Source organism: Mangrovibacter phragmitis, assembly GCF_001655675.1.
In the GTDB taxonomy this organism is placed as follows: domain Bacteria; phylum Pseudomonadota; class Gammaproteobacteria; order Enterobacterales; family Enterobacteriaceae; genus Mangrovibacter; species Mangrovibacter phragmitis.
On the sequence record NZ_LYRP01000001.1, the window covers coordinates 471,820 to 491,613 of the forward strand.

Below are 19,794 nucleotides of genomic sequence, written 5' to 3' on the forward strand. Positions count from 1 at the left end.
GAACCCATATTGCTCGCAGAGCTGTTTCCGGTTGATGGATAACTACTCTTCCCAGGGTATATGACTTACAACCTCACTAAACTGTGCCCTGACCTGCAAACAACGAATAATTTTCCCCAGAGCATTTCCTACGGTAAATCTTGCTGCAACCCTGCCGATAAATCATTTACGACTTTTTATTGGCGCAATAAAGCTCTCTGAGCACACTGAAATGAAAACAGTATGAATAAAAATGTGCTTAACGCCGTAAATACATTTCCCCTTGCAGATAGCAGGGGAATAGTCAGACGGACTCTCATTGCCATGATAGTCATGATCAGTGCCATTTTCGTGGCGGTTATCGTTACATTGTTCTCTATCGCCAACACACTGAACACACAGGCGGACCTGCAAAATAAGCATTTGATTTTAAAAGCCCTTCATGCCCGACAGGAGTCAATTCGTTCTCACCTTGATGATAACGCAAACTGGGGTGAAGCCTACACCAACCTTCATGTCAGAATGAATACAAACTGGGCCTGGGTTCAACAAAACCTGGGGAGCTCCCTGTATACGACCTTCCAGTTAGAGGGAGTATTCGTATTAGGGCCGGATGATATCACTCGCTACAGTGTCATCAGCGGACATTTGTCGCACACCTCCTTTCAAAACTGGCTTAAAGTACCTGTGTTGCCCATGCTTCACCAGAAACTTATCGAATCTGGCGGCAAAGCCATCTCACAGTTTACTGTCGTGGATAACACGCTGGTTCTGTTGGCTGCAGCCTGGATTGAGACCGGTAGTGACAACACTATCAAGCCGGTTCCCGGTCCACCATCAATCATGATTTTCGTTGACCGACTGACTCCGGCGAAATTACGTGCTATGGGCCAGGATTATGGTGTGGTTAATACTCATATTCATACCCACGCAAGGCAAGTTGACTCAGACAAACGTGAATATGGTTTTCCCTTGCACACCGGTACGGGTTTCATCAGTATTGAATGGACCAGCGCAAATCCCGGTGGGGCACTGTTAACCTGGGTGTTACCCTCGCTGGTATTCCTCTTCTTTGCCACACTATTTCTGACGCTGGCTTTAATGCGCCACGCGATGCTCAGAGCACGGGTGAATGATGAAAGCACATTTTTACTGGAACAGGGCAGACTGGCTCTGGCTGCCAGTGAGCAACGCTTTCGCGATGTTGCGGAAACAACCAGTGACTGGATTTGGGAAACCGATGACAAATTGTGTTTTAGCTGGATTTCAGGTCGTTTCCCTGTAATAACAGGTTGCCCACAGCACGAATGGATTGGCCGTCCACTAACTGCCTTCTTGCTGGATTCTCACTCGATTTATCGCCTTACTCAATGGGCCAGTTCCACCTCTGTCGGCAGCCATCTTTCTCTCATTCAGTGCCTGTATTTTTCCCCTGACAACCAGCCACATTTTTGCAATCTGGTTATCAAGAAAGTAAAAAAATCCGACGGTCGTCCCGGCTTCAGGGGAACCGCAAATGATGTTACGCAGGAAGTACAAACGCAGGCAAGAATGCGTTACCTGTCGGAACATGATGAGCTGACCGGGTTACCAAACCGTGTGCAAATGCGCCAGTTTTTGGATAGTCACTCCCTGAATCAGCTTACTAATAATCAACAAATTGCCGTATTGACTATAGATTTGGATAAATTCAAGCCAGTTAACGACCTGTATGGGCACTCAGTGGGTGACAAGATTTTGCATGATGTCTCCGCCAGGCTACGTGAATGTATGCCTGAAAATGGTCTGGTGACCCGATATGGGGGCGACGAATTTATCGTTATCTTGCCCACAGTAGAAGGGGCGCACGAACCAGAACGCCTGAGCGATGCTTTGCTATCCCGTCTCACTCAGGCATTTCATCTTGAAGATACTGACGTATACATTGGTGCCAGTATCGGTATAGCCATCGCTCCTCAGCATGCTACTGACGCGAATGATTTACTACGCTATTCAGATATTGCTCTCTATCAGGCAAAGCATGACGGGCGCAACTGTTGGCGTCTTTACCACCCTGCAATGGAAGAACAAATTGTTCAACGCCGCGAGCTTGAAAATGAACTTCGTGTTGCCATTCATGCCAACCAGTTGCAACTGGTTTACCAGCCTCGCTATGACGTACGCACCGGAAAAGTGACAACCATTGAAGCACTGATTCGCTGGCAACACCCCAGACTTGGTCTGCTGACGCCGGATCAGTTTATTCCTCTGGCGGAAGATACCGGCCTTATTTTTCAAATGAGTGACTGGGTGCTGACTACGGCCTGTCAGGATGCCGTGGAACACTTTGGCTCACTTTCCGTTGCAGTGAACATTTCTGCCATCGAATTCCGTGTTTCCGGGTTTGTCTCACGCATTCATCATGTGCTGACCACATCAGGGCTTTCACCTTCACAGCTTGAAATTGAAATTTCAGAAAATACTGCGCTTAGCGACCCGGAAAGAGTCACTGACATTATGCTGTCTTTGAAAAGCATTGGGGTGCGCTTTTTGATTGATGATTTCGGCGCCGGTTATGCTTCACTGAGTTATCTGCATGCCTTCCCGTTCGATGGAATTAAGCTGGATAAATCGTTCGTGATACCAACAGATACATCTGAAAATGCCCGACGAGTTGTCGAGAATATTGTGGGTTTGGGCAAAGCTTTTTCATTGCATATTACAGCTGAAGGTGTGGAGACAAAAGAACAGCAAACTTATTTCGAGTCTTTAGATTGTGACGCGCTACAAGGGTACTTTATTGGACGCCCGGTATCATTGGGGGAATTAAAACAGCATCTTTCCAGGCAGACCGCCAGCGAAGGAGACGGCAGACTCACAGGAAGACGAAACTGAAGAACCACATACTTTGTTTATACCCCCGAATAGTTTCGATAAAGAATACATATGCAACGAATAACTCAAACCTTGTACTATAAAACCTTCAACTCAGGATATAACCTGAAACGGCTTCTTAGTTATGGAAGCCGTCATTACACAATAAGAGAGTACCTCACATAAAAAATGTTTAAGAGATTGCCACTATATTTTCACTCCATAACCCAGCACATTCCAGTTTGAGCTACTTACTTGAGATTAATTTTTCGATAGAAGCACTTAGTTCAGTTAGACAACGTGGCACAAGCAGAACCACCGGACAGGTTAGTAAAACCATAAGCAACAGCATTATCACTGCAGATCATTTGCCACTAAGTTCAATGGATTTTAAAGAGTAGTAATTTATGCAAAAAAATCATGTGCATTGAAAGCTTCAGCACCCATTAAAACGAGTAACCAAGACCAACAACCCAGGTATTGGCTTTAAACGCATTAAGTTTTGTATATTCCCAGGAGACATCAACAACAACTTGTTTAGCTACATGAGCCTGTATACCAGCACCTACAGCAATGTTATTAGCTGAATCAGTATAGTAACTTTTTTCTCCAGATAATAAGTCGTAAGAACTCACCTTCCCATTTGCCCAACCGAGAAACCCATATCCGGAAACAGAGTCATTAAAACGATATGATGGACCAATACTAATATTGGTATACTTGAGGTTTAAATCAATACGGTTTTCCCTGAATGTCCTTTCAGTATGAGTGAGTGATGCCACAACTCCCCAGCCATCGACAACTTCACGATTAACCTTAATATTTAAACCTTGTGGGTCATCGCGTAGATTTCGCCCAGAATACTTAGTGTGACTCTGTGCATAACCAGCAGATAATATTGTTTTTCCATCATCTGCAATTGCCAGTGCAGGAAAACCAGTAACGCTAATCGATAACACTAAGGCAAGTAACTTCTTGTTCATAAGTAAATTCAAACTCCGTTGAATAAAAAACCTCAAGAATTATATAGCTGCAAAATAAACCAAGCTTAAACACTTGTAGAAATATAATGACGATATAAAAAAAACATGCAGTACATCACATCTAACCTATCTTGCTTATGCAACCAGATCTGCTTTTCTTATCAGCTCCGGCATCAGGGAAAACAGCCCCGATGGTTCAGTACATCCAGAATGGCCTAAGAAACGGCAAAATTGTTCTATTGAGAAAAATCACGCAGGAAGCGAAATTTCCCCGGTTATCACGCAATCAGGACAACTACGTAATGACTTAACGGCATCAATGTATTTCCGTCTCAGCTACATAACCGAGCATCAGTTAAAACGCCCAGTACACGACCGGACTGTCAACAGCAAAGCCGCGGGCTGACTGCTGGCAGCTGGTGGGCTATATATTGGTAATATTGAAGGCTTCCGGCGTACTGCCGAGCAGTTAGGCGGCGATGCTGCAAAAGGATATGATCAGGTACTCAATCAAACGCCCTCAGGATTGCTAATATCGGCAGCATCACTTCTGGTCGTAAGAAAACCAATAGCAGCAGAAGAACTTACGAGTTATCTTGGGAAATACAAGCATGCCCATGTTCTTTTGGATGACATGAATTTGCCTAAACTGACTTCATTATTACCTTGTTCCGCCTCACCAGGGAGTAACCGCTCTGTCCCTGTGCTGAAAGCTGTGCTCATCTGTGGGTCTGAAGTCGGAAACAGTTAAATCAGAGCGGTTTAATAAGAATATTCTTAGAATAGGCAACAGAGTATTGAATGACTTGTTAAATCAGACCTTAGTATTAGAATGTGAACACCTGCCTGGTTAGCCTGGTGATTAACCCATTATTTTTATTTAAAAAATCATCGACGGCGTTGACTCGTATACCTGACAGGAAAGATATGTTGTTTCAACTTCATCAGTAAAATATCGAGACAGAGAGAATATTGATGGCAAGGACGTATACACCCGGTTATTGCGTTGTTGAACAACCAGGAACGCTGGATTTCCAGGCCAGAATGTTATTCCAGGATTACAAGAGCGAGGCCGCTAAACAGTTCATGCAGGTTAACGCCGACACACAGTGGCTTAAACCCGGCGAGATACTGGCCATAACGGATCCCAGTGCGCCAGTGACGGCATCAATACTTAATCAGTTCAGACAGACCAAACATAAAGTTAATACTGCCCTGGTTGGTGTAAGTACAGATGAAGCCAGTTTTTTACAGCGAAACTATGGCCTGATTGCAACCATAACCAACGCAGGTGATAAAATATTTAGCTCTGTCGGAGATGCCGGGGAAAAATACTTCAAAGAAATAGAGCGCGTTCTGATAAAAATCGAATCCACCTATCGGAATCAATTTATCACAAAGGGCTCTTTGATAAGCCAGGAGTTTTTCGCTGAAAGATCTACACTTTTTAATCAGTTAAAAGAACTGGTAAATAAGCCGTTGTTAAAAAACCTGGCAAGAAGGACATTAAAACTTGCTGATTATGAAGATATGCGAAAGGCATTGAGATTATCAAGCAAGTCTATTGTACATGAGTGGTCCACAGTCGGTTTGGTTGGTATTCCTGGTTATGCTGATTATGTTGATGGAGCTGCCAAAGCGGCAAAACTATTAAAAGCTGGTGGCTATATTGGAACAGCTTTCGCCTTTGCCAATACAACAAATGATGTTATCCAGGCTTGCTCAGTAGGCAGAGAAGATGAGTGTGAAAGAGTGGCATTCCGGGAATATACTAAGTTTGGTATGGGTACAGGCGCTTCTTCTCTTGGAGGCTATTACGGCGGTTCCATCGGTTCCAGTGTATGTGTTGCTCTTGGTATAATTACTGCACCAGAAGGTGGTTCAGGTGCTTTAGCATGTGCTGCAATTGGTTCTCTTGTCGGTGGTTATGCTGCCGGAAAAGCTACAGATGCCGCGATGGATAAATTTTTCAAATGACGATAGAGATTTTTTCTAAATATGTGTCTTATGCAGGTTTACTGTTCGCCTGGATTTGCATTTTTTGTTTGATTATTAGCTTTGTTTATTTTGGAATACATAAAAAAAAATATGAAACTCTTTTAGAGAAATATAAATCAACAGGCGCTCCTCTTCCAGGTGCATATAGTTTTCATTCAATGATGGGATTTTGGGGTGCATTCCCCATGGTATATTTCTTTCGTTGCCTTACAGTTGGTAAAAAGCCTCGGGGTTGTTTTGGCGGGAGAGTATACACAGGAGATTTATTCATGAAAATTCCTGCCGAGCAAAAAAAATGGTTAAACACATACTACAACATAAACATAATAAACACAGTCTCGATTATACTTTTTTTTGTTGCAGGTGGGATAAAATACATCTTAGATATCTTTCCATAAAGTCTTTATGGAAATTTAAAAAGCAAAATGATTACAATGCTCCACACAAATAAAATAGAAAAACACAGATTATCGTTCAAAAGTAAAATTTAAAGTTGCTTGTATTTTCGCTGAATCATGACAGTGAAAATACAAGCTATTCATCGCGCAGATAACAGCAGTAAATTACAGGTGGTTTGCTGAATATCAAATCTCACAAACCAGTTAATTACCGTCTATTAATCTTGCATGGTATTGATAAACGAATCAGTAAGTGCATTTATATCAGAAAGCCAAAATTCATCCTTTAACCATGCCCAATGCGGCGCATACACCCTCAGCCATGTACTCCGGTTCACCTCAAGCATTCGCGCCAGTGCAGCGCCAGAGTAATCACGGTACGTATCATTACCGAGAGATATCGCCACTTCTTGCCCGGCCATCCATGACGGGCGGCTCCATGTAACCCAGATTAAAACCGGAGCAATGCTGGCAATACCGCTTTCGCTGGAAATTAGCAGTACGCGCCTTTCCTCTGTCATTGACCGGTGCAGGTTGGTAAGCCGTTCTGCTTTTCTTATCAGCTCCGGCATCAGGAAAAACAGCCCAGATGGTTCGGTACATCCAGACAGCCTAACCAAAGGCTTTGTTAAAGCCCGAAATAAGTCCGGGATCCTGTTTAATGACAACCCGCCGAGTTTTCATGAAATCAGGAGCTTATCTGGCCGACTTCACGAAGAACAACGAGGCAAAGATTTTGCGCAAAAGTTGTTCGGGCATCGTTCAGAAAAAATGACAGAAAAATATCTTGATGTGCGTGAGAAAGTGTTTACTCTGGTTTGAGGCGAAAGACCGGATATGCAATTTCGTGCATTTTCGTGCAATCACCTCTAAGTCATTGATATATAAGGCGATAAAAAAAGACCGAATACGATTCCTATATTCGGTCCAGGGAAATGGCTCTTGGGAGAGAGCCGTGCGCTAAAAGTTGGCATTAATGCAGGCTATTTGCCTTGCCTTTTAAGAATAGATTACCGCGTCAGCTTTTCCAGTGTTTGGCAAAACTGGAGTATAAAAAACATTAACTGACCGGGACTGGTCGCGAAAAAGCCGTAACAGAACAAACTCTGTTACGGCTTTTCTTTTATTTATGGCATCAAAAAATCAACCAGTTAACCACAGAGGTGGCTTGCCCGTTCGATAAAGGGCTGTAATGACATTTTTTTACCTGGATGTTGAGGATCATCTATTCGAATGGTCGAAATTGGCTGCCCCGACACTTTCCCTTCGGCCACTTGTTGCTCAGCAACCTGATTCAGAGGATATTGCACCAGTGTGCTGGGATTAATGACATACAGCGCATTACCTGGTCGGCAAACCAGCATCACTTCTTCACGGTTGAATGCCCATTTATCCTTGCCCACCTGAAACCGGCTTACCGTCTGTATTTCAGAAGACGCCTGTGCGACAAATGCTGTGCCCAATAACATCAGCCCAATCGTTAATTTTCTCATTTTGCGTGCTGCTCTCTTCAAGCCCGGGAAGCTGAGGAACTCAGAAAGCCCGGTTTGTTACCCAACAGAAATTTTTACCAGACTATAACGATTATTCACCGGCTGCGTCACTCTTGATGCGGTAAAGAATTTCTATGTAATGTATAAGGCTGCTGCAACACTTCGCGTTATCCCCGGGTTTATGATTCATCTATTACAGGGTACACTTCACGCATTATCAGGAGACTATATGAACACTAACCTTGCAAATCTTCCTCAAGAAGACATGGATAAAATCAATGTAGACCTTGCAGCCGGAGCGGTTGCGTTTAAAGAACGCTACAACATGCCCGTTATTGCCGACCAGGTTGAGCGCGAACAACCCGAATCTTTGCGTCCATGGTTCCGTGAGCGCCTGGCTGCCCATCGTCTGGCATCAGTAAATCTTTCTCGCCTGCCTTATGAACCAAAGTCGAAGTAATGATTACATCCAGTAGCAGTTAGTTACGTTCTGTCCGTTACTCTTCCTTATACAGATTTTCCTGATTGAAATATCTCACCCTGGCCGTGCCGGGGTGGTTGTGTAAGAAGTGTACTATGCATCAATGGAGTGGTGGTCTGTTGCCGAAATGATGAAATGTGGCAGGGAGAGACTCTGCCACTGGTTAACTGAAAACGGACAGGCTAACCAAGCCGTTGTTCAGCAAGTCCAATAAGGAAAGCGCACTCAAGTGCCACGGTATCGTAATACTGATAGCGACCTGATTTACCACCATGGCCAGTATCCAGGTCAGTCCACAATAACAGAAGGTGGTCATCTGTCTTCAGTTCTCTTAACCGGGCCACCCACTTTGCAGGTTCCCAATACTGAACCTGGGAATCGTGTAGACCTGTGGTGACCATCATATGCGGATACACTTGAGGTGTGACCTGGTCATAAGGGCTCCATGCCTTGATGGCCCAGTAATCTTCGGGGATATGTGGGTCGCCCCACTCTTCATATTCACCGGTCGTTAGCGGCAGAGATTCATCGAGCATCGTGGTCACAACATCAACAAATGGAACTTGTGCCAGAATGCCACGGAATAATTCAGGCCGCATGTTCGCCACGGCCCCCATCAACAACCCCCCTGCACTTCCGCCCATCGCATACAACTGCCCAGGTGCGCCCATTCCCCGGACCAGCAACGCTTCACACACATCAATAAAATCATTAAATGTATTAGGTTTGTGCGATAACTTGCCCTCTTCATACCAGGATTGCCCCAGCTCACCGCCGCCCCGTATATGAGCTATGGCGTATACAAAACCGCGGTCGAGCAAACTGAGCCGTGTAGTGCTGAAATCAGCGTCGATACTCTCGCCATACGCACCATAGCCGTATACCAGTAAAGGGTTCTGCCCCATTCTGAACTTATCTTTACGCCAGACCAGGGAAACCGGCACCTTAACCCCGTCCCGTGAGTCAATCCAAATCCTGTCGCTCTGGTAATTCTGCGAATCAAACCCGAACACTTCCTGCTGCTTCAATAAACGCCGTTCGCCAGTGAGCATATTCATTTCGAATACTGTTTGTGGGCGGGTCATTGAGGTATAAACATAGCGCAGCCATTCATTGTCTGGCTCATGATTATTACTGGTCCAGACAACCCAGGCAGGGTCATCAAGTACCAGTCGCTGCTGGCGGCCATTTCTGTTGTCAATCAGGCGTAACTGCGTCAGTCCATTTTCACGCTCCTCAATAACCACCCAGTGAGTAAAGAGCGTAAAATCCTCGACCATTACGGTATGGCTTGCAGCCTGCACAACTGCCCATGTATCCCGTTTTGTTTCCGGACTGCAGTACAACCCAAAATTTTTGCCATCCTGGTTTGAACGTACCCAAAATTGCCCCTGGAAATGGTCAATGTCATACTCATGCTGCGTTTTACGTGCAAGAAAACATTGCGGTATGGCGGATGAATCATTGGCATCCAGTAACCAGGCTTCACTGGTTGTGGTGCTGTGCAGGGCAATAATCACAAATTCCGTTGAGCGAGACTTATAGATGCCAACATAAAAACGATTATCTTCCTCTTGATAGACCAGTTCGTCATTTTCTGTCGCGTCACCCAGCCTGTGGCGCCACACCTGGTAAGGCAGCAAAGTCACTGAATGCTTTTTGACATAGTAAAACGTGGCGGAATCATTCGCCCATACCACACTACCAGAAAGCTCAGTGACAGTGTCATTCAGCCATATGTCATTAGCCAGGTCTTTCACATGTAATTGATACTGGCGGCGAGAAACCCGGTCTTCCGTCACTGCCATCAGACGATTATCCGGAGAGACACTTAGTGCGCCCAAGTCGTAATATGCCCCTCCCTGAGCCCGCCTGTTGCAGTCGAGCAAAATATGCCACTCATCGTCAACATTCAGCTCTGCTGGCTGACGTTGCCAAACAGGATACTCCGCATTTTCATCAAAACACTGCCGGTAGCGATACCCGTTACGTTGCCAGGGAACACTGCTCTCTTTTTTGGGCAGACGGGCAACCATTTCCTCATAAAGGGCCTGCTGAAATTGCTCAAGAGGAGCCATAATTTGCATACAGTAATCATTCTCAGCACGAAGATACCCCAGCACTTCGTGTGACTGACGTGAATCATCCCGTAGCCAGAAGTAATCATCATGCCTGACATCGCCATGCCGGGCTAACAGGTGCGGGCGCTTTGCTGCCCGGGGAGGGATAACTGGCGAACGAGCCATAATAACTCCTGAAAATGGCACAACTGCCGCACAGGATATCACGCTAACTGCGCGTGGAGAGGAATTGCCTGTCATTATGAGGACATGCAAACCAGCTGTACAATAAACCCACTATTGTTTACGTAAAACCGGGCATATATATGCCCGGTTATTCAGCCTAACGCTGGTAATCTGCATTACCTGCTTTGCAATCCACTGTTACCTGGTAGTGCAAATCTTGTTTTTGCCCCCGGACAACTAATGGTACAACCCATGTATCGCCATTGTGGTGCATGTCTTTGACATTGACCCAGGCCACGGGGTCATTCTGCCCCAAGGCTTTCTGGTCGTCAGACCAACGCTGTAACCGGTTTTGCAGGTAATCATTTTTAACTGTTGCGGCAATATTTTCCGCTTTCATGTTCTCACAGGGAATGAGATTTACGCGTTTGGTTACCGCATTCGCCGCAGCGGATACAACCATCACAGTAAATGCCACCATACACCCTGTCAAAAAGCCTGTTTTATTCACATGCCACTCCGTGATTTATCAAGTTGTGAGAAAAGCATGGTACAAAACAGGCAACCTGCAAGTCGGTTCAGGCAACTTTCACTTTCTTTTCAACGGAAACTGGCAGGTTTTCGGTAACATCTGGTAACCTACCGGAGCGCAAAATACCGCTCAGTTCATCTTTATGTTCCGCAAGCCATAAGGCAAGCTCTTCGCGCAGCCCTCCTTCCAGCAAGACCGGAGAACTTTCCAGATAGTCAGTCAGGCATTCCGCCAGATCTAACATTTTGTCATAGGCATCGGCCTCTTTTTTGCTGACAAAAGACATTTTTTCCTCACCGTCTCTCACGACAACATATTTAACTACGACTGCCATCATGCTGCTCCAATTACTGTATTTATATCCAGTATACGTTAAAACTGAGCTAAAATGCAAACCCGCTGCCAACGCAAACGTTTTCGTATATACTGCCGCTGTTTTTCTCACATCAGGTACTGCGATATGGCTATTTTAGGAACTGCGCTGCGTCCGGCAGCAACACGCGTAATGCTTCTTGGCGCTGGGGAACTGGGCAAAGAAGTGGCGATTGAATGTCAGAGGCTGGGTCTGGAGGTTATCGCCGTAGACCGGTATGCCGATGCCCCTGCAATGCACGTTGCTCATCGTAGCCATGTAATCAACATGCTCGACCCACAGGCACTGAAAAACCTGGTTGCAGAAGAAAAACCTGATTATATCGTGCCGGAAATTGAGGCGATCGCTACAGATATGCTGGTTGAACTGGAAAACCAGGGCCAAAAAGTTGTTCCCTGCGCCAAAGCCGCACGCCTGACAATGAACCGTGAAGGTATCCGCCGGTTGGCTGCAGAAGAATTGGCCCTTCCCACGTCCACATACCGTTTTGCTGATACGAAAGCAGATTTCGTTGCCGCAGCAGAGGAAATTGGTTTCCCGTGCATCATTAAACCGGTTATGAGCTCTTCCGGAAAAGGGCAAAGTTTTGTTCGTGATGCCAGCCATCTGGATAAAGCATGGAGCTATGCGCAGGAAGGCGGCCGTGCAGGTGCAGGCAAAGTGATTATTGAAGGTGTCGTTGCGTTTGATTTCGAAATTACACTACTGACGGTGAGTGCGGCGGATGGTGTACATTTCTGCGCCCCTATAGGCCACCGCCAGGAAGATGGCGATTACCGTGAATCATGGCAGCCACAGGCAATGAGTGAGCTCGCGCTGAGCCGGGCACAGGCCATTGCTGAGAAAGTCGTTCTGGCGCTGGGTGGTTATGGCTTGTTTGGTGTGGAACTGTTTGTTTGTGGTGATGACGTCGTGTTCAGTGAAGTATCGCCTCGCCCGCATGACACCGGTATGGTCACCATGATCTCTCAGGATTTGTCAGAATTTGCACTGCATGTTCGCGCTTTTCTGGGGTTACCTGTTGGCGGTGTTCGCCAGTACGGCCCTTGTGCTTCAGCTGTCATCCTGCCGAACCTGACCAGCACAGATGTACGTTTTGGTGGTCTGGAAAATGCACTCAGTGCAGGCATACAAATCCGCCTGTTTGGCAAACCTGAGATTAACGGTACTCGTCGTATGGGGGTTGCGCTGGCAACGGGTGAAACGACAGAAGATGCAGTCGTCCGGGCAAAATCAGCATCCGGGAAAATACACGTTAAGGGTTAATCCCCGGCTCCAACAACAAAGACGAAAACGGCACCTCAGGTGCCGTTTGTATATGACTCAACCAGTTAACTGGCCTGATTATTTCGCGCCTTCAACAGCTTCACGGGCCAGGCGGGTAATACGGTCATAGTCGCCAGATTCCAGCGCATCAGCCGGAACCAGCCAGGAACCACCGATGCACAATACGCTTTTCAGTGCCAGGTAGTCGCGGTAGTTTGCCGGAGAGATACCACCCGTTGGGCAGAAACGCACCTGAGAGAATGGGCCAGCGATGGCGGATAAAGCTTTGGTGCCACCGTTAGCTTCTGCCGGGAAGAATTTGAACTCACGCAAACCGTAATCCATACCCAGCATCAGTTCAGAAACAGTGCTGATCCCAGGGATCAGTGGAATGGTACCTTCGGTTGCGGCTTTCAACAGGGAGTCAGTCAGACCCGGGCTGATAGCAAACTGCGCACCGGCTTCGGTCACTTCTGCCAGTTGTTGTGGATTGAGCACGGTACCAGCCCCAACGATAGCATCCGGCACTTCTTTTGCAATCAGACGAATAGCATCAATAGCGCAGGCAGTACGCAGTGTAACTTCCAGTACACGTACCCCACCGGCAACCAGTGCTTTTGCCATTGGCACTGCATGCTCAAGTTTATTGACAACAATAACCGGCACAACAGGACCTGTTTTCAGGATTTGTTCCGCACTTGTTTTCCAGTTTTTCATCAGAGAATGTCTCCCGACAACGTTTAGTCAGCGTTACGGCGCAAATGCGCCGGGTGTTAGAATGAAATACAGGTTGCGCCCTGTTCCGCCCCGGATAAGTTCTCGCGCAATGCACCGAATAACTCACGACCAGTCCCAACACGTTGAGCGCTGAGGTCCGGGTGGAACGGTTCACGTTCTTGTAGTTCCGCGCCGTCAACCAGCAAGGTTAGCTCGCCAGTCTGCCCGTTTACGCGGATCATGTCGCCATTACGGACTTTAGCCAAAAGCCCACCAGCATAAGCTTCCGGTGTCACATGAATTGCAGAAGGTACTTTACCGGAGGCACCGGACAAACGGCCATCCGTCACTAATGCAATTTTGAAACGACGGTCCAATAATACACCAAGTGGCGGCATGAGTTTATGTAATTCTGGCATTCCATTCGCTTTCGGGCCTTGATGGCGGACAACGACAACGCAGTCCTTATCAAGCAAACCCGCTTCAAATGCTGGAACGACATCGTGCTGGCTTTCAAAAACAATGGCAGGCGCTTCAATAATCTGATTTTCCACAGGCACTGCAGAAGTTTTCATCACTGCGCGCCCGAGGTTGCCACTCAATACTTTGGTGCCGCCATGTTGGGAGAATGGTTTATCAATAGAGGCAATAATATCGCTATCCAGTGATTCAGTTGCCCCTTCTCGCCAGTCAAGTTTGCCTTCATTCAGCCAGGGCTCCATGGTGTAATGTTGCAAACCAAAGCCCGCAACTGTATTGACATCCTCATGTAACAAACCGCCTTTAATCAGTTCGCGCATCAGAACCGGTACACCACCCGCAGCCTGAAAGTGATTGATGTCCGCCGGGCCATTGGGGTAAAGACGCGCCAACAACGGAACAACCGAAGAAATTTCGGAAAAGTCATCCCAGTTAATAATAATGCCTGCGGCACGCGCCATTGCGACCAAATGCATAGTGTGATTAGTGGAACCACCTGTGGCCAGCAGTGCGACGATGCCATTGACCACCACTTTCTCATCAATCATTTTGCCCAGTGGCATCCACTCATTCCCATTACCGGTAAGGCGTGTTACCTGACGTGCGGCTGCGCATGTCAGCTCTTTACGCAGAGGCGCATCCGGATGGACAAATGACGACCCGGGTAACTGCATCCCCATGAACTCAATCACCATCTGGTTGGTGTTCGCTGTACCATAAAATGTGCAGGTACCCGGCGCGTGGTAAGAGGCAGCTTCAGATTCAAGTAATGCTGCACGGTCAACTTTCCCTTCTGCATACAACTGACGAATACGCACTTTTTCTTTATTAGCCAGCCCGCTCGCCATTGGGCCTGATGGCACAAACACCGACGGCAAATGCCCGAATGACAGTGCAGCCATCGCCAACCCGGGCACAATTTTGTCGCACACACCAAGGAATAACGCGCCATCAAACATATTATGAGACAAGCCCACCGCCGCTGACATGGCAATCACTTCACGACTGAGCAGCGAAAGCTCCATTCCATCCTGGCCTTGCGTCACACCATCGCACATAGCCGGAACACCACCAGCCACCTGGCCTACTGCGCCCACGGAGTGCAGTGCCTCGCGAATAATTTGTGGATAAGTTTCATAAGGTTGATGCGCAGACAGCATGTCGTTATAGGCTGTAATGATGCCAATGTTGCTGCGCAGCATATTTTTTAAAGAGGCTTTATCTTCTGCCTGGCAGGCAGCAAACCCATGAGCCAGATTGCCACACGCCAGTTCTGCACGGTGCACTGTTTTACTTTTCGCCTGTTCAACGCGGGCCAGATAAGCTTCCCGGGTTGCGTGTGAGCGTTCAATAATTCTATTTGTTACGCGTAACAATACAGAGTTCATAAAAGGTCCTCATAGTTCTGTCTGCCATCGGCAGTTTTGTCGGATATATCAGTGAGATTTAAAATAGCTCTGATTCCTGATATACCGCACTCCAGGGGCAAAATCGCTTCAGTTAGTGTAAATAAAAAAGCCCCGCTGGTGAATCCAGTCAGGGCTTTAATTTAAAAAAAATTACCTGCTTTCTGTGTTAGATCATGTTACCGGTAAAGTTACAGCTAACTGCTCCCCTGCAGAACTTACTCGAACTCGTTCCAGGAACGGCCATCACGGGTGATCATGGCGACTGAGGCTACAGGCCCCCAGGTCCCGGCCTGATAAGGTTTTGGCGCTTCATTATCAGCGGCCCAGGCTTCGGTAATGGAGTCAACCCATTTCCAGGCCTCTTCCACTTCATCGCGGCGCACAAACAGGGCCTGAATACCACGCATTGTTTCCAGTAGCAGGCGCTCATAAGCGTCTGCCAGGTGGGTTTGGTTAAAGGTTTCGGAGTAGCTCAGGTCAAGTTTTGTCGTTTGCAGGTTGTGCTTATGATCAAGACCTGGCACTTTGTTCAGAATCTGAATATCAACGCCCTCATCAGGTTGCAGTCGAATAGTCAGTTTATTCTGTGGTAACTCCTGCCAGGACTCTTTAAACAGGTTCAGTTCCGGATTCTTGAAGTAAACAACTACCTCAGAGCATTTAGCCGGTAAGCGTTTACCGGTGCGCAGGTAGAATGGAACTCCCGCCCAACGCCAGTTATCGATATCAACACGGATGGCGACAAAGGTTTCAGTGCCACTGCTTTTGTTCGCTCCTTCTTCTTCCAGGTAACCTGGCACTTTTTTGCCCTGTGCAAAACCAGAGGTATATTGACCGCGCACCGTTTTTTCACGCACATTTGAGCGATCAATGCGGCGTAGCGATTTCAGTACCTGAACTTTGGCATCACGGATGCTGTCCGCCGTCAGGTCAGATGGTGGTGACATGGCAATCATGCACAAAATTTGCAGCAGGTGGTTTTGAATCATATCGCGCATCTGCCCGGCTTTATCAAAATAGCCCCAGCGCCCTTCAATCCCCACTTCTTCTGCTACGGTAATTTCCACATGGTCAATGGTCCGGTTGTCCCAGTTATTAACAAACAATGAGTTGGCAAAACGTAGTGCCAGCAGGTTCAGTACCGTTTCTTTCCCTAAATAGTGGTCAATACGGTACACCTGGCACTCTTCAAAATATTTCCCAACCTGGTTGTTAATCTCCTGAGAAGTTTCCAGAGACGTACCCAGCGGTTTTTCCATGACAACACGCGCAGGTTTGGCATTCAGTTTCGCCTCGCCCAGCCCTTTGCAAATAGCGCCAAAAGTGCTGGGTGGCATAGCGAAGTAGTTAATGGTGGTACGGTTTTTCTGATCAAGCACTTTACCCAACCGGGTAAATGCTTTGGTATCGTTGACATCCAGGTTACAGAATTCCAGCCGCGCGCTGAGTTTGTCCCACAACGCTTCGTTGATTTTCTCTTTCATGAAGGTTTCCAGCGCTTCACGAATCACTTTGGTGTACTCAGCTTTGTCCCAGTCAGCACGCCCTACGCCAATAATGCGCGTGTCGTCATGGAGTTGGCCCGCTTTCTCCAATTGATACAGGGAAGGCAACAGTTTCCGGCGCGCCAGGTCACCTTTCGCACCGAAAATAACCAGGTCACATGCCTGAGCTGTTTGCGTTACCGCCATCTTTGTCTCCTCGTTATGTCTGGCCTGATACTCAGCCAGGCGCTTATCTGTAATTTTCTTTCATACTAATGTACTGTGTTTACATCTTTAACAACACTGTACAGATGCCAAAAGGCATTTTATTGACTAAGTTTTAAAGAATTGTCAGTTTTACGCCTCGTCTGGCTTGTTTCTGCGGGCAAACAAGGCACGGTAAAGCAGATTTTGCTGTTATGAAAACAAGACTCTGATCATGTTATGAAAAAAAACAACAACATCCTGCCAGAGGTTGTATCCAATATCTGCTGCAAAAGCGTATATTCATCACAAAATTGACACGGTATCACCAGATGGCGAAATCGTCCTTATCAATGAGTGTGCTGTAATCTATGAACATGCTGGACAAAATTCAGTCTCAACTGGAACATCTTAGCAAGTCGGAGCGAAAAGTTGCCGAAGTAATTCTTGCTTCGCCTTCAGGTGCCATGCACTCGAGTATTGCCACTCTTGCCAGCGAGGCGGGCGTGAGCGAACCGACAGTAAACCGTTTCTGCCGCCGCCTGGAAACACGCGGGTTTCCCGACTTCAAGTTACATCTTGCCCAGAGCCTTGCCAGCGGGACCCCTTATGTCAACCGTAATGTCGATGAAGACGATACGGTTGAAGGGTATACAGCCAAAATTTTCGAATCAGCCATGGCAAATCTGGACCATGTGCGCCAACAACTTGATATGCAGGCGGTTAACCGCGCCGTAGACCTTCTTACCCAGGCAAAACGCATTGCATTTTTCGGGTTGGGCTCATCGGCAGCCGTTGCGCACGATGCCATGAACAAGTTTTTTCGTTTTAATGTCCCGGTCATCTATTCCGACGATATTGTTGTTCAGCGCATGAGTTGCATGAATTGTAGCGAAAATGACGTTGTTGTGCTGATTTCTCATACTGGTCGCACCAAAAATCTGGTCGAGCTCGCACAACTGGCTCGTGAAAACGATGCCATCGTCTTATCAATCACAACCAGCGGCTCTCCACTTTCCTGGGAATCAACACTTGCAATTCTGTTGGATGTTCCTGAGGATACCGATATTTATATGCCAATGGTTTCACGGCTTGCACAACTTACTGTGATTGATGTTCTGGCAACCGGTTTCATTTTGCGCCGTGGCGCAAAATTCAGGGATAACTTGAAGAGAGTCAAAGAAGCCCTGAAAGAATCGCGGTTTGATAAAGGTTTGATGGTACCCGGTGATCAGCATTGAAATTATAACTAAAGCTGTATCAGTCGGTTCGTTCGGTTAATGTTGTCTTTGCGTTACCAGGCGTGCAGAAATACCGGGTTTTATTCACGCAACACCAAGTTGTTTCAGTCAACGGAGTAATAAATGTCCAGACGGCTACGTAGAACCAAAATTGTCACCACGTTAGGCCCGGCAACTGATCGCGATAATAACCTTGAAAAAATTATCGCGGCAGGCGCTAACGTTGTGCGCATGAACTTCTCTCATGGCACCGCCGAAGATCACCAGATGCGTGCAGATAAAGTACGCGAAATAGCAGCCAAACTGGGGCGCCATGTGGCTATTCTTGGCGACCTCCAGGGGCCAAAAATTCGTGTGTCCACGTTTAAAGAAGGCAAAGTCTTTCTTAATATCGGCGATAAATTCCTGCTGGATGCGAACCTGGGTAAAGGCGAAGGCGACAAAGAACAGGTTGGTATTGACTATAAGGGCCTGCCTGCTGATGTTGTCCCGGGCGATATCCTGTTGCTTGACGATGGCCGAGTGCAGCTAAAAGTGCTGGAAGTTCAGGGGATGAAAGTCTTTACCGAGGTGACTGTCGGTGGCCCCTTGTCCAACAATAAAGGGATTAACAAACTCGGAGGGGGTTTATCTGCTGAAGCCCTCACAGAGAAAGACAAAGCTGACATTATTACTGCTGCAAAAATTGGTGTTGATTATCTCGCAGTGTCCTTCCCTCGTTGTGGTGAAGACCTGAACTATGCTCGTCGCCTGGCGCGTGATGCGGGCTGTGACGCTAAAATTTGTTCCAAAGTTGAACGTGCTGAAGCTGTCGCAACAGAAGAAGCAATGGACGACATCATTTTGGCGTCTGATGTGGTTATGGTCGCACGCGGTGATTTGGGTGTTGAAATTGGCGACCCGGAACTGGTTGGTATTCAGAAAACACTGATTCGTCGTGCCCGTAAACTTAACCGTGCAGTAATTACCGCTACGCAGATGATGGAATCGATGATTACCAACCCGATGCCAACGCGTGCTGAAGTTATGGATGTGGCTAACGCAGTGCTTGATGGCACTGATGCCGTTATGTTGTCAGCAGAAACTGCTGCCGGCCAGTATCCGGCAGAAACCGTGGCCGCAATGGCACGCGTGTGTGTCGGCGCGGAAAAAATCCCCAGCATTAACGTTTCCAAACATCGCCTTGATGTTCAGTTCGAAAATGTTGAAGAAGCCATCGCTATGTCTGCCATGTACGCGGCAAACCACCTTAAAGGTGTGACCGCAATTATTACCATGACAGAATCCGGGCGTACAGCACTGATGACCTCACGTATCAGCTCTGGTTTGCCAATTTTCGCCATGTCACGCCATGAACGTACACTGAACCTCACCGCTCTTTATCGTGGGGTAACACCTGTGCACTTTGACAGTGAGCTTGATGGCGTTTCTGCTGCGAACGATGCCGTTAACCTGCTGCGCGATAAAGGCTACCTGATGTCTGGTGATCTGGTTATCGTTACTCAGGGTGATGTGATGAGTACTGTGGGCACCACAAATACCACACGCATCCTTACTGTTGAGTAATATTTTCACTCTCAACTGACGCATAAAATAAAGGGGCCTGAAGGCCCCTTTAATATTTCTGCCAGACAAACAGTATGTTATCTGTGCGGAC

The 19,794-nt window shown here is 47.1% G+C and carries 15 protein-coding genes and 1 pseudogene; 8 read left to right on the forward strand and 8 right to left on the reverse strand.

All coding sequences use genetic code 11. From position 1 onward, the window contains the following. Positions 1 to 222 precede the first annotated feature (222 nt). Complete coding sequence (locus A9B99_RS02125; RefSeq protein WP_064594145.1) at positions 223 to 2,853, forward strand: EAL domain-containing protein; 2,631 nt, start codon at positions 223 to 225, stop codon at positions 2,851 to 2,853. A 425-nt stretch (positions 2,854 to 3,278) separates the two neighbouring features. On the opposite strand, the gene A9B99_RS02130 is transcribed toward A9B99_RS02125, so the two are convergent. Beyond that, positions 3,279 to 3,815: an Ail/Lom family outer membrane beta-barrel protein gene (locus A9B99_RS02130; RefSeq protein WP_064594148.1), complete on the reverse strand. Its 537-nt coding sequence runs from the start codon at positions 3,813 to 3,815 to the stop codon at positions 3,279 to 3,281. Between the two features lie 975 nt (positions 3,816 to 4,790). Here A9B99_RS02130 and A9B99_RS02135 point away from each other — a divergent pair. The 3 genes and pseudogenes from A9B99_RS02135 to A9B99_RS02145 form a co-directional block, all read left to right on the forward strand. Beyond that, positions 4,791 to 5,792, forward strand: a complete 1,002-nt coding sequence (locus A9B99_RS02135; RefSeq protein ID WP_064594150.1) for a hypothetical protein — start codon at positions 4,791 to 4,793, stop codon at positions 5,790 to 5,792. After that, positions 5,789 to 6,211: a hypothetical protein gene (locus A9B99_RS23715; protein ID WP_156518970.1), complete on the forward strand. Its 423-nt coding sequence runs from the start codon at positions 5,789 to 5,791 to the stop codon at positions 6,209 to 6,211. Before A9B99_RS02135 ends, A9B99_RS23715 begins: the two co-directional genes overlap by 4 nt. A gap of 420 nt (positions 6,212 to 6,631) precedes the next feature. After that, a pseudogene (locus tag A9B99_RS02145) lies at positions 6,632 to 7,033 on the forward strand (tyrosine-type recombinase/integrase); the annotation flags it as partial. A gap of 329 nt (positions 7,034 to 7,362) precedes the next feature. On the opposite strand, the gene A9B99_RS02150 reads toward A9B99_RS02145, so the two are convergent. Then, entirely contained in the window at positions 7,363 to 7,680 is a 318-nt protein-coding gene (locus A9B99_RS02150) for a YebY family protein (protein WP_369934880.1), read from the reverse strand. A gap of 253 nt (positions 7,681 to 7,933) precedes the next feature. On the opposite strand from A9B99_RS02150, the gene A9B99_RS02155 reads away from it, so the two are divergent. Beyond that, complete coding sequence (locus A9B99_RS02155) at positions 7,934 to 8,164, forward strand: DNA polymerase III subunit theta (protein ID WP_064594158.1); 231 nt, start codon at positions 7,934 to 7,936, stop codon at positions 8,162 to 8,164. 203 nt (positions 8,165 to 8,367) lie between these two features. On the opposite strand, the gene A9B99_RS02160 is transcribed toward A9B99_RS02155, so the two are convergent. The 3 genes from A9B99_RS02160 to A9B99_RS02170 form a co-directional block, all read right to left on the reverse strand. Beyond that, complete coding sequence (locus A9B99_RS02160) at positions 8,368 to 10,413, reverse strand: S9 family peptidase (protein ID WP_064595462.1); 2,046 nt, start codon at positions 10,411 to 10,413, stop codon at positions 8,368 to 8,370. A 175-nt stretch (positions 10,414 to 10,588) separates the two neighbouring features. Next, on the reverse strand, positions 10,589 to 10,942 hold the full coding sequence (yebF, locus tag A9B99_RS02165) for a protein YebF (protein WP_074388753.1): 354 nt from the start codon (positions 10,940 to 10,942) through the stop codon (positions 10,589 to 10,591). Between the two features lie 67 nt (positions 10,943 to 11,009). Then, positions 11,010 to 11,297, reverse strand: a complete 288-nt coding sequence (locus A9B99_RS02170) for a YebG family protein (protein ID WP_064595465.1) — start codon at positions 11,295 to 11,297, stop codon at positions 11,010 to 11,012. A gap of 126 nt (positions 11,298 to 11,423) precedes the next feature. Here A9B99_RS02170 and purT point away from each other — a divergent pair, with 126 nt between their 5' ends. Further along, positions 11,424 to 12,602, forward strand: a complete 1,179-nt coding sequence (gene purT / locus A9B99_RS02175; protein ID WP_064594160.1) for a formate-dependent phosphoribosylglycinamide formyltransferase — start codon at positions 11,424 to 11,426, stop codon at positions 12,600 to 12,602. 78 nt (positions 12,603 to 12,680) lie between these two features. Here the strand turns inward: purT and A9B99_RS02180 are convergent, their stop codons facing one another. From A9B99_RS02180 to zwf, 3 genes are all read right to left on the reverse strand, one after another. Further along, positions 12,681 to 13,319, reverse strand: coding sequence for a bifunctional 4-hydroxy-2-oxoglutarate aldolase/2-dehydro-3-deoxy-phosphogluconate aldolase (locus A9B99_RS02180; RefSeq protein WP_064594162.1), 639 nt, complete (start codon positions 13,317 to 13,319; stop codon positions 12,681 to 12,683). A 56-nt stretch (positions 13,320 to 13,375) separates the two neighbouring features. Continuing rightward, positions 13,376 to 15,187, reverse strand: a complete 1,812-nt coding sequence (edd, locus tag A9B99_RS02185) for a phosphogluconate dehydratase (RefSeq protein WP_064594164.1) — start codon at positions 15,185 to 15,187, stop codon at positions 13,376 to 13,378. A 236-nt stretch (positions 15,188 to 15,423) separates the two neighbouring features. Then, positions 15,424 to 16,899, reverse strand: a complete 1,476-nt coding sequence (zwf, locus tag A9B99_RS02190; RefSeq protein ID WP_064594166.1) for a glucose-6-phosphate dehydrogenase — start codon at positions 16,897 to 16,899, stop codon at positions 15,424 to 15,426. Positions 16,900 to 17,267: 368 nt separating this feature from the next. Here zwf and A9B99_RS02195 point away from each other — a divergent pair, with 368 nt between their 5' ends. Together A9B99_RS02195 and pyk are read left to right on the forward strand one after the other, a co-directional pair. Then, entirely contained in the window at positions 17,268 to 18,137 is an 870-nt protein-coding gene (locus A9B99_RS02195; protein ID WP_064594168.1) for a MurR/RpiR family transcriptional regulator, read from the forward strand. Between the two features lie 123 nt (positions 18,138 to 18,260). Continuing rightward, positions 18,261 to 19,703: a pyruvate kinase gene (gene pyk, locus A9B99_RS02200; RefSeq protein WP_064594169.1), complete on the forward strand. Its 1,443-nt coding sequence runs from the start codon at positions 18,261 to 18,263 to the stop codon at positions 19,701 to 19,703. The last annotated feature ends 91 nt before the right edge of the window (positions 19,704 to 19,794 follow it).

What these genes read in the sequence shown, in the direction of transcription:
- edd (WP_064594164.1), bottom strand. Translation starts at nt 15,187, where the DNA reads ATGAACTCTGTATTGTTACGCGTAACAAATAGAATTATTGAACGCTCA.
- A9B99_RS23715 (WP_156518970.1), top strand. Translation starts at nt 5,789, where the DNA reads ATGACGATAGAGATTTTTTCTAAATATGTGTCTTATGCAGGTTTACTG.
- A9B99_RS02135 (WP_064594150.1), top strand. Translation starts at nt 4,791, where the DNA reads ATGGCAAGGACGTATACACCCGGTTATTGCGTTGTTGAACAACCAGGA.
- pyk (WP_064594169.1), top strand. Translation starts at nt 18,261, where the DNA reads ATGTCCAGACGGCTACGTAGAACCAAAATTGTCACCACGTTAGGCCCG.
- zwf (WP_064594166.1), bottom strand. Translation starts at nt 16,899, where the DNA reads ATGGCGGTAACGCAAACAGCTCAGGCATGTGACCTGGTTATTTTCGGT.
- A9B99_RS02125 (WP_064594145.1), top strand. Translation starts at nt 223, where the DNA reads ATGAATAAAAATGTGCTTAACGCCGTAAATACATTTCCCCTTGCAGAT.
- A9B99_RS02180 (WP_064594162.1), bottom strand. Translation starts at nt 13,319, where the DNA reads ATGAAAAACTGGAAAACAAGTGCGGAACAAATCCTGAAAACAGGTCCT.
- A9B99_RS02170 (WP_064595465.1), bottom strand. Translation starts at nt 11,297, where the DNA reads ATGGCAGTCGTAGTTAAATATGTTGTCGTGAGAGACGGTGAGGAAAAA.
- purT (WP_064594160.1), top strand. Translation starts at nt 11,424, where the DNA reads ATGGCTATTTTAGGAACTGCGCTGCGTCCGGCAGCAACACGCGTAATG.
- A9B99_RS02150 (WP_369934880.1), bottom strand. Translation starts at nt 7,680, where the DNA reads ATGTTATTGGGCACAGCATTTGTCGCACAGGCGTCTTCTGAAATACAG.
- A9B99_RS02155 (WP_064594158.1), top strand. Translation starts at nt 7,934, where the DNA reads ATGAACACTAACCTTGCAAATCTTCCTCAAGAAGACATGGATAAAATC.
- A9B99_RS02195 (WP_064594168.1), top strand. Translation starts at nt 17,268, where the DNA reads ATGAACATGCTGGACAAAATTCAGTCTCAACTGGAACATCTTAGCAAG.
- A9B99_RS02130 (WP_064594148.1), bottom strand. Translation starts at nt 3,815, where the DNA reads ATGAACAAGAAGTTACTTGCCTTAGTGTTATCGATTAGCGTTACTGGT.